The sequence below is a fragment of the Oceanobacillus sp. HCA-5259 genome (assembly GCF_037892815.1).
In the GTDB taxonomy this organism is placed as follows: Bacteria; Bacillota; Bacilli; order Bacillales; family Amphibacillaceae; genus Oceanobacillus; species Oceanobacillus indicireducens.
Window position 1 is genome coordinate 1 of sequence record NZ_JBBKBV010000022.1, and the last position, 16875, is coordinate 16875.

The 16875-nt window shown below is 40.5% G+C and carries 16 protein-coding genes; 1 reads left to right on the plus strand and 15 read right to left on the minus strand.

Features of this window, described 5'->3' with window-relative positions; genetic code table 11:
- Positions 1-50 precede the first annotated feature (50 nt).
- The 10 genes from WKU33_RS12330 to WKU33_RS12375 form a co-directional block, all read right to left on the minus strand.
- On the minus strand, positions 51-854 hold the full coding sequence (locus WKU33_RS12330) for a formate/nitrite transporter family protein (RefSeq protein ID WP_340454867.1): 804 nt from the start codon (positions 852-854) through the stop codon (positions 51-53).
- A gap of 395 nt (positions 855-1249) precedes the next feature.
- Complete coding sequence (fdhA, locus tag WKU33_RS12335) at positions 1250-2497, minus strand: formaldehyde dehydrogenase, glutathione-independent (protein ID WP_156857544.1); 1248 nt, start codon at positions 2495-2497, stop codon at positions 1250-1252.
- Positions 2498-2760: 263 nt separating this feature from the next.
- Complete coding sequence (gene rraA / locus WKU33_RS12340; RefSeq protein ID WP_340454869.1) at positions 2761-3243, minus strand: ribonuclease E activity regulator RraA; 483 nt, start codon at positions 3241-3243, stop codon at positions 2761-2763.
- Positions 3244-3275: 32 nt separating this feature from the next.
- A complete protein-coding gene (locus tag WKU33_RS12345) occupies positions 3276-3509 on the minus strand; it encodes a TM2 domain-containing protein (protein ID WP_340454871.1) in 234 nt (77 codons plus the stop codon).
- Positions 3510-3799: 290 nt separating this feature from the next.
- Positions 3800-4345: an NADPH-dependent FMN reductase gene (ssuE, locus tag WKU33_RS12350; protein ID WP_340454872.1), complete on the minus strand. Its 546-nt coding sequence runs from the start codon at positions 4343-4345 to the stop codon at positions 3800-3802.
- Positions 4346-4487: 142 nt separating this feature from the next.
- Entirely contained in the window at positions 4488-5819 is a 1332-nt protein-coding gene (locus WKU33_RS12355) for an LLM class flavin-dependent oxidoreductase (RefSeq protein ID WP_340454874.1), read from the minus strand.
- Positions 5820-5837: 18 nt separating this feature from the next.
- Positions 5838-6632 carry a transporter substrate-binding domain-containing protein gene (locus WKU33_RS12360; RefSeq protein ID WP_156856425.1) on the minus strand — a complete coding sequence of 265 codons (795 nt, stop codon included), beginning with the start codon at positions 6630-6632 and terminating at the stop codon, positions 5838-5840.
- Positions 6633-6661: 29 nt separating this feature from the next.
- Complete coding sequence (locus WKU33_RS12365) at positions 6662-7333, minus strand: amino acid ABC transporter permease (protein ID WP_156856424.1); 672 nt, start codon at positions 7331-7333, stop codon at positions 6662-6664.
- A 31-nt stretch (positions 7334-7364) separates the two neighbouring features.
- Positions 7365-8369 (minus strand): LLM class flavin-dependent oxidoreductase, encoded by a 1005-nt coding sequence (locus WKU33_RS12370; RefSeq protein WP_340454877.1) that lies wholly within the window; start codon positions 8367-8369, stop codon positions 7365-7367.
- A gap of 28 nt (positions 8370-8397) precedes the next feature.
- Positions 8398-9192, minus strand: a complete 795-nt coding sequence (locus WKU33_RS12375) for an amino acid ABC transporter ATP-binding protein (RefSeq protein WP_156856422.1) — start codon at positions 9190-9192, stop codon at positions 8398-8400.
- Positions 9193-9438: 246 nt separating this feature from the next.
- Between WKU33_RS12375 and WKU33_RS12380 the strand changes: the two genes are divergently transcribed.
- Complete coding sequence (locus WKU33_RS12380) at positions 9439-10236, plus strand: arginase family protein (protein ID WP_340454881.1); 798 nt, start codon at positions 9439-9441, stop codon at positions 10234-10236.
- Positions 10237-10380: 144 nt separating this feature from the next.
- On the opposite strand, the gene WKU33_RS12385 is transcribed toward WKU33_RS12380, so the two are convergent.
- The 5 genes from WKU33_RS12385 to mmgD all read right to left on the minus strand — a co-directional run bounded on the left by WKU33_RS12385 (position 10381) and on the right by mmgD (position 16762).
- Positions 10381-11040, minus strand: coding sequence for a 4Fe-4S cluster-binding domain-containing protein (locus tag WKU33_RS12385; RefSeq protein WP_340454883.1), 660 nt, complete (start codon positions 11038-11040; stop codon positions 10381-10383).
- A gap of 20 nt (positions 11041-11060) precedes the next feature.
- Complete coding sequence (nrdD, locus tag WKU33_RS12390) at positions 11061-12989, minus strand: anaerobic ribonucleoside-triphosphate reductase (protein WP_340454885.1); 1929 nt, start codon at positions 12987-12989, stop codon at positions 11061-11063.
- 248 nt (positions 12990-13237) lie between these two features.
- A complete protein-coding gene (prpB, locus tag WKU33_RS12395) occupies positions 13238-14140 on the minus strand; it encodes a methylisocitrate lyase (RefSeq protein WP_336252798.1) in 903 nt (300 codons plus the stop codon).
- 33 nt (positions 14141-14173) lie between these two features.
- Complete coding sequence (locus WKU33_RS12400; protein WP_156856433.1) at positions 14174-15613, minus strand: bifunctional 2-methylcitrate dehydratase/aconitate hydratase; 1440 nt, start codon at positions 15611-15613, stop codon at positions 14174-14176.
- Positions 15614-15652: 39 nt separating this feature from the next.
- Entirely contained in the window at positions 15653-16762 is a 1110-nt protein-coding gene (mmgD, locus tag WKU33_RS12405) for a citrate synthase (protein ID WP_336252799.1), read from the minus strand.
- Between the last annotated feature and the right edge of the window lie 113 nt (positions 16763-16875).

Here is a 16875-nt window from a genome sequence, read left to right on the forward strand (position 1 = left end):
AAAAAAGAGGTGCCATGCACCCCCAAACTACACCACTTCTTCCTAGCATTCTACAATTTTTCCCTTTGCTCTTTCGTCACAATATGAAAAGCTAGACCAACAAATAAAAATCCACTAACAAAGTTCCCAATCGTCACAGGTATTTGATTCCATATCCACCAGTCCGCCATACTGATATCCGCTCCGACCATCATGGCTGCAGGTATTACAAACATATTCACGACAGCGTGCTCAAACCCTTGAGCGAAGAAAATGAAAATTGGTATCCACATGGCAGTAATCTTTCCGATTGTGGAGGTGGATGTAGCATTCATCAGGACTCCTAACGTAACCATAAAGTTGCATAGCATCGCCTTTACAAATACAACAACCATTCCATCCCAGCCGTATGCTTTATAATCTAATGTTTTACTTTCTGCTACAGCAATTAATTTTTGTATCATGATTGAGTCCTCAATATTTCCAAAATGTGTAATATAGATTGTGTATAATACCGCATAGATAACACTACCAGCCAAGTTTCCAATAAAAGCCCATGTGAAGTTACGAGCAATATTGGGCACGGTTATTTTATTGCGAAATCGTGCGATCGGCATCGCAACAAAAGATCCCGTTACAAGTTCAAGATTCAATAATAGAGTTATAACAAATCCAGTTGGAAAAATAAGCGCCCCAACAATATCTAGCCCTGTTTGAGTTGCACCAGTAAATGCCAATGTTGTCGCATATCCTAATAATACACCAGCTAGCATCGCTTTAATCAAAATGTGACTAATTGGCAATTGTGCTTTATTCTTTCCAGCCACTGCAACAGACTCAATTACTTGAGGTGGTTTCACATAGTCCATATCCATCTACCCTTTTCATTATAATAATCATTTGTTCACTTTTTCACATTATTTAAGTGTTACGTCCATTATAATCTATTTTCGGGAGATTGAGTCTGACAGTTTTGTGTACATATAGTTATCGACTCGGATGATAGGCTCCAATCTAAATTATGGCAACATAAAAGCCAGAACCGATTGCAGCTCAGCTATCAGTTCCGGCTAAAATAGATTTATGAATAACAGTTCACCTAGCTCTTTTTCTTCACTTTGGCTTTCTCCATTTACATGGATTTCGGACAAAAACACCCTCACTCTAAAATAACACTCGGAATGTACGTTAGAATGTGGGTTCTCTATCCATCTAGTGACTTTTAATCATACATGAAATCATCCAATAAAATTCATATCGTAGCCGAAGCCTAATTAATTACTTCAGCAGTATCAAGACTCAAGTGTTTTCGAACCGTTCCATGTGGGTCAATGACATATTTTCTTGCTGCCCCGCCGTCAAACTTTTTATATCCATCTGGTGAGTCACCAATAGATATAACCGTAGCGTTCACCACTTTTGCAATTTGTGCACGATCACTTAAAATCGCCTGCATTAAATTACGGTTATATTTCATTACAGGCGTTTGTCCCGTAACAAAATGGTGTGCTTTTGCAAAGCCTAATCCAAACCGGATTTTAAGGGTTCCCTCTTTTGCCTCCGCGTCAACTGCACCCGGGTCCCCCGTAACATATAATCCAGGAATACCGAGACGTCCTCCCGCTCGCGTTATATCCATAATCGAGTTCAGTACCGTCGCTGGTGCTTCCCCGGCATCTCTTCCATGTCCGCTCGCCTCAAAACCTACCGCATCTACTGCACAATCCACTTCCGGTACACCTAAGATTTGCTCGATTTGCTCACCAAGATCATCATGCTCTCTCAAGTTTACCGTTTCACAGCCAAAGCTTCTCGCCTGAGCCAACCGTTCTTCATTTAAGTCCCCTACAATGACAACCGATGCACCAAGCAATTGTGCAGAGTGAGCAGCCGCAAGTCCAACCGGGCCGGCTCCTGCTACATATACCGTCGATCCCATCTTAACTCCTGCACTATAAGCACCGTGATATCCAGTCGGGAAAATATCCGAAAGCATCGTTAAATCAAGAATCTTATCCAGCGCCTGGTCTCTATCAGGGAATTTTAACAACTGGAAATCAGCATACGGAACCATCACATATTCGGACTGACCACCGACCCAGCCTCCCATATCTACATAACCATATGCAGAACCTGGACGATCTGGATTTACATTTAGACAAATATGTGTGTCTTGCTGGCGACAATTGACACAACGCCCACAAGCGATGTTGAACGGGACAGAAACAATGTCACCTTTTTCAATGAACTCTACGTCACTGCCGACTTCTATTACTTCTCCCGTAATCTCGTGCCCCAATACCAAACCACTTGGAGCAGTTGTTCTTCCGCGAACCATATGCTGGTCACTTCCGCAAATATTTGTTGCAATCACTTTTAATATTACCCCGTGATTACATTTCCTTCCGACGTTCAGCGGGTTAACTCCTGGTCCATCGCGAAGAACAAGATCTGGATAGCCAATATCCTTCACTTCAACCTCTCCTGGTTTGGAATACACTACTGCTTTGTTTGACAAACGAATCACTCCTTAAAAATAATTTAAAAAGGGTGTCCATCATGTAGGCGTTGCTCTCTAAATCCGATTATATCATGGTTTAACAATAATTCAAATAATTTTGATTTACACGAATTTACAAACCACGACACAATAATGTCTGTTACGATTTGAATTTTGAGAATTACACCAAGTATAAGTCGATTTCTAGTTAAAAATGTCAAACAAAAACTAGAACTGCAATTTATTCCTACAGTTCTAGCTTGATGAAAAGTCTTCATTACTTATTCGATTTCTTTCTCAGAAACAATCACACCATCTTCATCTGCATAGACGAAACTCCCCGGTTTCCAGTTCACACCACCAAATGTGAAACTTACGTCCCGCTTACCAATTCCATTCTTTTTACTCTTTAGTGGATTCGTTCCGAGCGCTAAAATCCCAACATCCATTGTAGCAAGATCCGCTGAATCACGAACACAACCATTTATGATTATCCCCGCAAGGCCACGAGAGACAGCAATCCCTGCCAATCGGTCACCCATGAGTGCACAGTTTCTTGACCCACCGCCATTTACGACAATGACAGAACCTATAGGCACCGATTCAAGAGCCTCCTCAACCAAAACATTATCCTCGTAAACGTGAACCGTCTCAATTTTTCCCGCAAAACGCCGCCGCTTCCCGAAAGAACGTAAATCCAATCTACATACTTGTACCTCGCTTGCATGGTCATCACATATGTCTGCTGTTTTAATATTATCCATTATCGTTTCCCCCTTTACTGATCTCTTCTTAACTAGCGCGGATTTCTGCACATTCCTGGAATTAGAAAGATGTCGACCAACATCCATAACCAAAGAATGCCGAGCGGAATGTAACCGATTAAGATCCATTTCGTTGCCCAACCAGTTACCCCTAGCAGTAATTGCATAATTCCAGTTCCAATTCTTCCCGTATAAAAACGGTGGATACCAAACTGACCAAAGATGAGCCAGAGGATATATGCTAGTGCAATACTTTTTTGATACATGATGCGCCCTCCTGTTTGACTACCTAATCATGAAATAATAACACAACTATATTATCTATTATCCCACTCGCACATTTCCTCAAACACCCAGTTGAATCGATTCACCTTTTTTCGTTTAACATTAAGCATTTTAATTGAAGCTCTTGAGCTCTTGATAATTTCTTGTTCCCTAAAAAAGGTAGCAATATTCTTAAACTTCATTATAAGCGACGGATAGCGTCCTGTCACGCCTTGAAAGACTAGATAAAATTAAAAAGAGATACCCCTAAAAAAGAGTATCCCTTCTTTAATTAATAGGCTTTCACGCCTACATCACCTTTAATTTTTTCAATAAAATAGTGAAGTTGTTTCTTTGTCCGGTTCAACATGTCCTCATCTACAATAACGTTATCACTTGTTTTATCAATGTCGCTGTCCTGGAAATAAAGCCCTTTTAAATTCTGCGCTTTCATCGTTGCCAGTAGCGGTTTCAATGCATATTCCAGCGCTAATAAATGGGAGGAACTGCCACCTGTCATGACAGGGAGCACATATTTATTTTGTAAAATATCTTGTGGCAAAATATCGAATAATGCCTTGAGTACGCCAGAATAGGAAGCCTTATATACAGGGGAACCGACAATTACCCCATTCGCTGTTTCTAATGTCTTGGTGATTTCCTTCAGTTTAGGGCTAGTGAAATTTGCAAAAAGCAAATCATCTGCATCCATATCTTTTACTGAAATATGCTTAACAGTATATCCTTCCGTCTCCGCAAGGTCACCTAAATAGTAAAGGATGCGTTCTAACCGTGATAAAGCGGACGGACTGCCCGAAACAATTACAATTTGCCCCATCATTATCCCCCTTTCCCGATTTTAAACATGACCTATTATCAAACTAATTTTGTTCATCCACTCCGCTAACGCTTTTTTCTAAATGTTCAATTCCTACTTTCGTAACCTGTGCGTCGAAACTTCCACTGAATGATGTTTCATTTTATGATGATACTTTATTTTTGTTGTTATAACGATTTTCGATAAAAGGCAATCCTAAATTTCCTCGTAATGTATCACTTTCATAGTTGCGGCTGAAATACCCTTTTTCTTCTAAAATCGGAACGACGAACTGGAGAAAGTCATCATATTGTTTCCCCATGACATACATGCTGATAACGAATCCGTCAGCAGCTTCGTTATCTACCCATTCGATCATTTTACCTGCCACTTGTTCATACGTACCGAAAAATTCACTTTTCGGGGTCGCTACACGTAATGCCACTTCTCTTAATGTTAAATTTTCGTCCTGCGCCATCGCTTTAATTTCATCTGTCGTTGACTGGAAACTATTTTTCCCCACATCGCCAATGTCTGGGAAAGCTTCATCCAGCGGAAACTGACTGAAATCAAAATGATCGAAGTAACGTCCAAGGTAATTTAATGCTTCCTCAATGCTGATTAAGTTTTTTATTTCCTCATATTTCGCATTTGCTTCTTCCTCGGTTGCACCAATGATTGGAGAAAGTGACGGTAAAATAGCAACCTCATCGCGTTTCCTGCCATTTTGGGCTGCTTGATCCTTTAAATCGCGATAATATTCTTGGGCGCTTTCCAATGTCGCCTTATTCGTGAAAATAGCCTCTCCATGTTTCGCTGCAAAAGCGATTCCTGTTTTCGATGCTCCTGCCTGGAATATAACCGGCTGCCCTTGTTTCGAACGTTCAATATTTAACGGACCATGTGCTTTAAAAAATTCACCTTCATGGTTTAAGCGATGCATCTTATCCGCATCGAAAAATTGTCCTGTTTCACGGTTTCTGACAAAGGCATTATCTTCCCAAGAATCCCATAATCCTTTCGCAACTTCCAAATATTCATCTGCCATCTTATAACGTAAAGAGTGGTCTGGATGATTTCCTTTATTGAAATTCGACGCTGTACCTTCAAGGGGGGTCGTTACAACGTTCCAGCCGGCCCGGCCACCGGAAATCTTATCCAATGATGCAAATTGCCGCGCAATATTAAATGGTTCACTGTACGTTGTTGATACCGTTCCAACTAAGCCAATTTGTTTTGTTACAGCAGCAAGTGTAGCTAATAAAGTGATCGGCTCAAAGCGATTCAAAAAATGAGGAATCGATTTTTCATGAATGTGTAATCCATCTGCAATAAATATAAAGTCCATCCCCGATTTTTCAGCCTTCTGTGTCACATTAATGTAATGTTCTAAATTGATACTTCCATCTGCAGGAACATCTTCTGATTTCCAGGAGTTCATATGACCGCCCGGCCCCTGGATAATAACACCAAGTTTCATATTTTTCTTAGACATTTCAGCCACTTCCTTTTCTTATTGCTCATCTTCCAGTAAATCCACACCAAAGTATTCCAAAGATATTTCCGTGAACTTCCCGTCTTCTTTCAATGTTTCTATTGCTTTATTTAAATCTGCGATAATTGCATCATTTTCTTCCGTTTTTTTAAATGGCAATGCTACTGGCTGGTTTCCAAACGGGTCTCCTACAATTCGTAACGGCAGATCCCTTTTACTGATTTGTGCCATTAAATGTTCTCTGCCATGTATGATACCTTCCACCTTGCCTGCTCCCACATCCGTGTAGATAACATCCGTAGATTCATACGTTACAGGTTCATAATCTAAATCTGGGTATTGCTCCTTTAATACATTTTCAAAATTCGTGCCCATGATATTGCCGATCTGCTTACCGGTCAGATCTTCTACTTTCTGTAGTGTATCGTCATCTGCCGCTGTCGCAATCGCTGCTTTGGAACTATAATAAGGATCTGTAAAATTATAATCTTGCCCTCTTTCTTCTGTTGCGGCAAAGTTAGATGCTGTATCCACCTTCCCTGATTGTAAATTGGCAAGGACCCCATTCCAATCTGTAAGGACAAATTCGATTTCATAACCCGCTTCTTCCACAATTGCTTTAATAATATCGACACTGAAACCTTTCAATTCATCATTTTCTTTAAAAGATGTCGGAAAGCCATCCGGTACTGCGCCTACCGTAATGACGTTATCCCCCTTAGTACCTTCTGAAGCTTCACTCTCTCCGCTTCCCCCACAGCCCGCAACAACTAACAATAAACCTGCTGCGAGAAACAATATGAATCTATTCATCTATTTTTCTCCCCTTTTTGTTTTGACGATTAAGCGATATATGGTTTACTTATCCGCTGTTCATACCAGCCTTGTAATTGGCTATATAAGAAAGTAATCGCCCAATAAATCAGGCCAACCGCTAGATAAGCTTCAAAAAATCGTAAATTTGCCGATGCCAGTAATTTCCCTTGCGCTAATAACTCCGTAACCCCAATTGTGAATGCAAGAGATGAGTTTTTGATTAACCCGATGAACATATTCCCTGTCGCCGGCAGCGCATTCCTTACTGCTTGCGGTAAAACAATCCCCCGCATCGCTTGAGCATAACTCATGCCAACCGATGTAGCTGCTTCCGCCTGCCCCCTATCTACAGACTCTAAGCCTGCACGGAAAATCTCTGCTAGATAGGATGACGTATTTAAGCTGAAAGCGACGATTGCTGCCGCTCCTGCTCCCAGGTCATTGAAAACCGGGAACAATTGCGGGAGCCCGAAATAGATCATTAATAGTTGAACAAGCACAGGCGTCCCTCGGAAAAAAGAAATATATACTTTGGCCACTTGTAATAGAACTGGCACTTTATTGACGAGAATGATTGCAAGAACGACACCAATAGTAATCGCAATCACCATCGATACGATCGTTAAATATAATGTAATCGGCAAATAGGTGAGTAATTCCGGAATAATTTGCACAACATATCCGAAATCAATATTCAAAAAAACCACCTCCTCTTTTTAACTGCCCCTCTTATTTACCTAAAACAGGTACTGCTAACTGACTCAATAGCTCATATGATTTCAACCGCTTTTCTTCATCTAATATTGGAGTGTGGATAATGAATTCCTCGACCCCAAAGGCAGATGCAAGCTTATCAAATTCATTTTTCACAAAATCCGGACTGCCCGCAATCATCTCCACTTCCTGTTCCTTAATTTCTGTGATGGTTTCATCCGTCTGTTCGCGGAAGGCTTCAACTTGATCAAGAGTCCTTACAGACATCGACCGGCCACTTTCGGTGAAGATTTTATAAATTTTATAATCACTTGCTTCTTGCTCTGCCGCTGTTTGCGTTTCTGCAGCAAAGGAAGCAACCGCAACGATAAATTTCCCTTCTGGGTAGATCTCTCGATATTGCTGAATAGCTTCTTTGAGAAAATCATTATTACTGTTTAAAAAGTGAGCATATACGAAGTTCGCGCCCTGCTCTGCCGCAAGCTTCGCACTGTTTGCACTTGCTCCAAGCAGAAATACAGGTACTTTTTCGTCTGGTTTCGGAAGAGCCTCCGCGCCATACAATTCATGGTCTTCCGGCATTGTGTCATGAATAAAATGATGAAGCGTCCTAAATCGTTCATCAAACTTAACATCACTGCCAGCGCCACCGTAACGCAAGGCTTGCGTAGCCAATGAAAAACCGCCTGGCGCCTTCCCTATCCCGAGCTCAACTCTCCCAGGGAAGAGCAAGGATAATAGCTGGAAATCTTCTACTACCTTGAACGGACTATAATGCTGGAGCATCACTCCGCCTGAACCAACTTTAATCGAAGTTGTTTTTGCTAATAAATGAGAGACGAGCACTTCTGGTGAAGTCCCTGCAAGGTCAAGCGTCTGATGGTGTTCTGAAACCCAAAAGCGTTCGTAACCCCATTCTTCTGCTTTTTGCACCAATTCGACCGTCCGTCTCAACGCATCTCCCGCTGTTTTCCCCGGTGAAATCGGGCTTTGATCAAGTATTCCTAATTTATATGTCAAAATATTCTCCCCCTCCTATACTTTACGATTACAAGGCTAGCTCCTTTACATGTTCAGTTGGAGTAACCGAGTCGTCAGCAGAGCCATGATTTCGATGGAAGTCCTTTAAAAACTTTTTCGTCCGCTCCTTCTTGGGATGATCGAATATCTCCTCTGGTGTCCCTTGCTCAACAATTGCTCCATCGGCCATGAAAATTACTTTATCCGCGATATCACGGGCAAAGTTCATTTCATGCGTGACGATAATCATCGTTTTATTGTGATTCGCAATTTTAGAAATGACACGAAGCACTTCTCCCACCCACTCGGGATCAAGTGAAGAAGTCGGTTCATCGAAGAGAATCGCATATGGATTTACTGCAAGCGCCCGGGCTATTCCAACCCGCTGTTGTTGCCCGCCAGACAGTGCAATCGGATATTGATTCGCTTTATCCAAGATTCCTACTTGACTCAGTAAATCTCTTCCCATTTTTTTCGCAGCTTCTTTTTTCATCTTCTTCGCTACGACTAAAGCATGGGTGACATTTTCTAATGCTGTTTTATTTTTAAATAAATTATAATGCTGAAACACCATAGAGGTTTGCATTCTTAATTTATTTATCGTTGTCCGTTTCGTTTGATTCACATCTATCGCAACACCACCAATTTCTATTTGACCTGAATCCGGTCTTTCTAAAAAATTCATGCAACGCAGGAGTGTTGATTTCCCGGAACCAGACGGTCCAATAATTACGACAACTTCTCCCTCATCGACATCAAAACTAATGTCTTTCAAGACAACATGGTCTTTAAAGCTCTTCCGTATGTTCGATACTTTTATCATCAATATCCACCTTTCAAGTGCGCAAATTAATATACTAGTATTCACACCAATTTACTCAGGTTTAGAAATTGAATTGATTATAGCACCTAATCAGTCAACTGACAATAGGCAAAAGTCTAATATATTATTTTTCAAGATGAAAAAGGGGAATTAATGCTGAAAATAATCTTAATGTTATAATAGTACATATACGATTCAATATTTAATTGTGACTTTTTTCACTAAAAAGGAGAAGATAAATAATAGATGCTAAATAATATCACCGTACTTGATTTCGACCAGACATACGAAAAACAATCTTTTCTTAAAGATCAGCATGTTCACCGGATTAACTTGCAATCCGTCCCTAGCACGAACTTATTTTGTGAACGGGACACGTTGAGGAACATCGCTAGAAAAATAGGCGACACAAACAAAGTAACCTTCATCGGAAATGGAAATTATCATTATATCTCCTACATCCTGCTTTCGAAAATCCAACAACCCTTCACATTAGTATTGTTCGATCACCATACAGATACACTGAAAAGTCCTAGTGAAGACTTGATTTCTTGCGGTTCCTGGGTTCTGGAATCGTTGGAACGCCTCCCTAATTTAATGAAAGTATTAATAATCGGGATAAGTGAGGAAGGGGAAAAATATATCCCGCCTTCAATGTACGGAAAAGTGATGCTTTATACAAAACACTTTCTTCGCTTAAACTTTAAAAAGGCGCTTCATTCGATTTTAAAAGAAATTTCCACTGATCTCGTCTACATCAGCATAGATAAAGATGTATTAGACAGAAAAGAAGCAATTACTGCTTGGGACCACGGAAATATGCGATTACGGCAACTTCTAATTATCGTTAAAGAAATTATGAAATACCGAAAGATAAGCGGAATTGATATTTGCGGAGAATATCCGGTAAGTCCGATGACGGAATTTGAACGGGAGACCGTAACAGCAATAAAGAAAAACAGTTACGCAAACGAATATTTAGTAAAACATATACTGCATTGGTTAAGAAAGACGGATCACGACCAAGAAGTTTTACACGCTTAATACAATGGGTAATAGACAATAACCTCTCCCCAATAGAATGAAGCAAATTTAGTAAATAATGAACCCCTCATGAGCCTAATCCAACTCAGAAGGGGTTCTGCCTTATTCCTTATCCAAATAGCTAAAGAAGCTACATCTGTTCTACTAATTTTCCGGATAAATAAATTCATTCAGGTAATAAGGTACAATACTATCATAATAAGCTTTTCTCTCTTCAACAAAATGTCTTATCTCTGTAAAAAATGCATCATCCAGCAAAGGATAACGAACCGTCCGAACTTGATCCAGCACCGAATTATGTTCAATAACCGCGTCAACACTAGCGATTAATTGTTCCACAAGTTTTTCACTCGGCGCGATTCCCATAATGTCTTTATAAATTTGTGCATCTTTTTCAGTGTCCAATGCGTGATACGGCAACTTCATATCGATATGGATACCATCAACAAGCTGCTTGTCATATAAAGTCCGTAACTTATTATAATAAATACCGCTTGTCGTTACGATGATTTTCCCATCAAAAAGATTCCTTACTTGCCTCAATAAATCGCAAACCTTGTCCAATGGGTTAATGAGGAATTCCCCACCGCTGAACATAATTGCATCAAACAGAAAACCACTTTTCTTTAAATAGTCATAAAGATCATCCAGCGTTTTATATTCTTTCGGTGTGTTTGCAATGATTTCATCATAATTATGACACCCGAAACAATGGAGTGGACAACCAGATAAGGAGTGAATCAATAAAGTCGTATGATTAGGCAAATCGGTAAATGTGCGAATAAAGGTATTATATAGTTTCATTATCATATGTTCACCGTGGATTAACGATGAACAACCTCCTTTAGCGCATCTTCTTTCAATCTTTTTCTAATGGTCCAATCATGCCTTCTTGCTTTAGACCAGAAATTATATTTTCCTTCATAATAGCCCTGCTCATCGACGTGGATCCTGTTTCTTGAGATCATTTTCAAATACCCGATCACTCTGCTGAATGTCGCAATATCTTCTGAATCGCAGACCGGACACTGATCTATATTTTTTGCATCTTCCGCAACGATTCTTTGGCCACACTCCATACAAGAAGTAATCGTCGGTGTTAATGTAATATAATTGATCGGCTTCTCAAAAATCTTATCCAAATATTTCGCCAGACTTTCCGGTTTTACCTTCGCTTCCAAGAAATGATGTAAAACACTTCCAGAGGTTGCATATCCTTGAAATTCAGCGCTATTCTCCAACTGTTCCAGAAAATCCTCTTCCGAAAATGGCGTCATACAACCGCTCGTCAAATATGGATTCTCTCCTTCACCTTGTACAAACACTTCCCGCTCGTTTGCTTTTCCCCATTTCAGGTCATGGCGAGCTAATTTAATCGCTGCATTTTCAGCAGGTGCATATTCAATCCCACAGGCAACTTTATCGCGTACAATGAATTCATTCACAATCTCGGTCATATATTGCATAATATCATGAGCAACCATTTTGCCAGCTTTATCTTTCATCCCGTCTTGATATCCTAAGTTAATTAATCCTTCATTCATACCGGTAAGGGCAAACACGTTAAAATAGTTTTTCAAATCTTTATTATAAGCAAAGAAAGTAGGATATAATTCTTTGTTCGCTTCTATCCATTTTCTTTTTGCCATATGCGCTTCTTGCATAACTTCCATATATTCACGTATCTTCACTTTCACAAGTTCCATATCATGTCCGAATTCCAGAAGAACTCGGTTCATATTTAAATTTAGTACTTGGACAGCGCCTGTTGAACCTGTTGATGATCCGAACACGCCTCCTCCCGCTTTCGAGAGCGTTTCTAAATTAATTTGCAGTCTGCAGCAAAGACTTCTGCTCACTTCAGGATCTTTCGCCTGGATTAGCGGATTCAGAGCTTTATAATACGGATCTTCAAATGGCTTTGTTTTAAAGTTTTCGAAATAGACGCCACCCCATTGATACATTTTATCCAATAGTTCGATAAACACGGGATTTTCATAATTGAAGTAATCATCAATTTGCACCGTTAATAATGGGAAGGTAAATGGGATACCATTGCTTCCTGTTCCGTTCCTCATTACCTCAATAATTGCCCGGTTCATTCGGTCAAAGTAAACCTCTGGAATATCTTTATATTGTATATTCCTTCCTTCTCCGCCAATTACAACGTATTCATCCTTGATTTCCTCAGACGGCTTCCCAAACTCTAACGTAATATTTGAAAAGCTGCTCTGAGCTCCGGACCGAAGCGGCATATTAAGCTCCCAAATCAGACTTTGAAACAGTTCTGTTAATTCCTCATCAGTATATGTAGTGCCCCTGCTTTCTTCATCGAATAAATAAGAAGCTGTAATGGTAGAAAGCTGTGCCAACATCACCGCACCGGAAACCTGTTGGGATACTAATGTAACAACATTACTGAAATGCCTGAGTAAAGTAGGTATCCGCTTCGCTGGTTTAGACGTAATCATGTTTTTAGCAAGCGTTGGAATTCCTTTTGTCGCGATATCCATACAACTGATGGATACACAATACGGGGCAAGCTGTTTGTCATGGACATAAACGACACCGTCATCATAAAGCTCTTTCATTCTTGGTGGTAGAATTTGTGTAAATAAAAATTCTTCCTCTGCATGATTCGTTAGATTGTGCCTTAAAAGTGGTAAGGAATAGACATAATTACTATTTTCATGTCTTAAATAATCTGTTTGCTTATTCTCTTGCTGTGATGTGAATTTCTGAACAATATCCATTGTACTTTGGAACATATTAATCCCTCTCCTTTAGACATTTTAATCCATAACTTGATGAACCACCTTCACCTCAACACAATATATTGTACCACTAAGTGACTTCCATCACTATATATAGATTGCGTCGAAAAGAGTACGACTATTTGACAGTTTTGTGAGGTTACTCACGGTCCCCTGCATTTTTAACTAATTTGAAAAAGATAGGTGCGGAGGCAAATTCCTCTTTGGCACCTATCTTTTTCAATAGACTAGTCTTCTAATACTGTCTTCGCAATCGTCTGATCTAATTCTTCAAAGTCATCATAAGAAATCGTTTCGTATAGTTCTTTTCTCGTCTGCATATTAAATACACCATCTGCTTGCGAGCCTTGCTCTTTGATTAGGGTAAAGATCCGTTCATATGCCTTTGCTGCTACTCTCAAAGAAGTTACCGGATAAATGACCATACGGAAGCCCATATTCTGAAATTCTTCTGCAGTAATAAATGGTGTCTTCCCAAACTCCGTCATATTCGCCAGCAACGGGGCATCCACTTTTTCAGCAAACAGACGGAATTCTTCATCCGTTTGTAAAGCTTCAGGGAAGATTGCATCGGCACCAGCTTCAACATAACTTGCTGCGCGCCGGATTGCTGCATCTAGTCCTTCCACCGCCCGTGCATCCGTTCTGGCGACGACAACTAAGGAAGGAGCAACTTCTTTAATTGCTTTAATCTTTTGTACCATTTCCTCTGTCGTAACGAGCTGTTTTCCATTTAAATGTCCACATTTCTTGGGAAGCTGCTGGTCTTCAATCTGAACGGCAGCTACATTTGCTTCCACCATTTCCCGCGCTGTGCGTGCCACGTTTAATACACCGCCAAACCCTGTATCAATATCAACGAGTACTGGTAAATTCGTTGCTCTGACAAGATCCCTTGCCCGTTCTGCTATCTCTGTTGCTGTAACGATACCAAGATCCGGCAGTCCTCTGCTCGCCGTATAAGCTCCGCCAGATAAATATAAAACGGAGAAACCTGCGTCCCTTGCAACTAAGGCAGCCATCGCATCATGTGCCCCCGGTATTTGTAAAATATCCTCCGCTTCCATTTCTTCTTTTAATTTTTCAGCTAATTCCTTCTGTGTTGACAGTTGATCCACAATCCACGCCATACCTGCGTCCTCCTTCTCCATCATTGACACGTATTAATTTATAAGAAATAACTCAACAAATTCATTCACATTCATGTTTGCTAACTTTTCATAATCATAGCTTATCGCTTCAATCTTCTTGCGTTGTTTATCTGTATAATGGGTTGCTAAGTTTTCCGTATACTTCTCCATTATTTTCGGAATGGCTTCCTCACGTCTGAAGCGGTGCCCTAATGGATACTCGCGTTCTACTTCTTCTGTCGATGACCCGTCTTTAAAATGAACTTGAACAGCATTCGCGATTGAACGTTTAGCAGGATCTAGATAGTCCTTTGTATATTCTTTATTTTCTACGACGATCATCTTATCACGCAGAATATCAATGATTGGATTTGCTGCAAAATCATCCTCATAATGTTCTGCCCGTATATCTCCTTCAAGCAGGGCGATAGCCGTTATATATTGTAAACAGTGATCCCGGTCTGCCGGATTATTCAAAGGTCCTTTTTTATCAATAATGCGAATAGCAGATTCATGAGTTGTAATCGTAATTTTATCTATTTCCTCTAAGCGACTAGCGACTTCTGGATGTAACTGTACGCCTGCTTCTGCTGCTGTTTGTGCATGAAATTCAGCTGGGAAGGAAACTTTGAACAACACATTTTCCATTACATAACTATCCAGCGGCTGACTAAGCAATAGTTCTTTCTTATTAAATAAAACATCTTGGAATCCCCAACCCGGAGCACTAAGTGCAGTTGGATAACCCATTTCACCTTGCATGGCCATCAACGCTAGGCGTACTGCTCTACTCGTTGCGTCACCAGCGGCCCAGGATTTTCGTGATCCAGTATTCGGGGCATGACGATACGTTCGTAAGCTTCCATTATCAATCCAAGCATTCGTAAGTGCATTCGTTATTTCTTCCCGTCCACCACCAAGCATTTTCGTGACAACAGCTGTTGATGCTATCTTAACAAAAAGGACATGATCAAGTCCTACCCGATTCAAACTATTCTCGAGCGCAAGCACCCCTTGGATTTCATGTGCTTTGATCATCATTTCCAGTACTTCTTCAACTTTAAGCGGTTCTTTCCCCTTCTGAATTCTTACTTGGCTAAGGTAATCAGCAACCGCGAGAATTCCGCCTAAGTTATCGGATGGATGGCCCCATTCCGCAGCAAGCCATGTATCATTATAGTCGAGCCAGCGAATCATCGCTCCAATATTGAACGCTGCTTGAATAGGGTCAAGTACATGAGAAGTTCCGGGAACTCGCGCCCCATTCGGAACAATTGTCCCTGGCACGACTGGTCCAAGCAATTTCGTACATTCAGGATAATCAAGCGCTAAAATACCACAGCCCAACGTATCGAGTAATACATATTGCGCTGTTTGAAAAGCTTCTTCACTCGTAATATCCTTATTTAATACATAATCCGTGATTTCTTCTATTAACATGTCTGTTTTTTGATAATCATCTGTTTGTAGCATCATTTGTCCTCTCCATTTCCATTTTTTATCCATGATTGACTAAGCGTAACGTGCACCGATATAGTTCACACGAGGTCTATAAAGCCGGTTATTACTGTGCTGCTCAATGACATGAGCAGCTAATCCAGCTGTCCGTGCACTGAAGAAAATAGGTGTATAAAGCGGAATCGGGATTCCCAGTTTCCAGTACACGGGCGCTGCGTAATAGTCTAAATTCGGATAAAGCCCTTTTTCCCTTTCCATTATTCTCTCGCCAGCTTCACACATCTCTAGCAGGGAATAATCGCCATCTCGCATGCAGAGCTGCCGGAGAGCTTCTTTCGTAATAAGGGCTCTCGGATCAATTTTCTTCATATAAACCCTGTGACCAAATCCCATCACTTTTTCCTTTTGTTGCAGCTTATTTAGAAGTAATTCCTCAAATTCTTCTACGGTTTGCACTTCATTTAGCATATACATCACCGCTTCATTCGCTCCGCCATGCAAATTCCCTTTTAACGAGGCAATTGCCCCGGTTAATGCGCCGTAGATATCCGAGTTCGTAGAGGCAATTACTCTTGCAGTAAAGGTGGAATTCGGCATTTCATGCTCGCTATATAAAAGGAGCAAACGATCAAAAATCGCTGCTTCTAAATCACTTGGTTTCTTTCCGGTAATCATGTTTAAAAAGTTTGCACTGTAGGATAAATCGGCTTGCGGATAAATTGGCTCCTCCCCGTGGAAAATTCGATAACTATTAACCGTAATCGTCGGTAGTTGCCCTAATAATTGATAGGCCCGTTTTTTATTTGCCGTAAGCGTTCGGTCTTCTATATCCTCATCGAAACCAGCAAGAATGGATAACCCAGTACGCATTCCATCCATTGGATGTGTCTGCTTTGGTAATAAACGAAGCACTTCGATTACAACTTCCGGAACATCATAATGCTGTTTCAGTGTTCCTTCTATGGAGACTTTTTCCGTCGCTGTGGGTAAGGTACCCTCCAATAATAAATGTACAATTTCCGCATACTCCTTACTCTTAGATAGCTCAATCAGATCATGGCCTTGAATGATGATTTTCTCTTCATCTACATCTAGAAATGAGATTGATGTCTCTGCCGCAATGACTCCTTCTAACCCCGGAACAAACTTTTCCTTTGTTTCCATGAATACCATCCCTCGCTTTTTATTTTCTTACCCGCCTGAAAGCGTTGACAAAGAAGTGATCTAGTGACTTTTTCTCATCTGCCATCATTATAATATTGATTGTAAGATTGGAA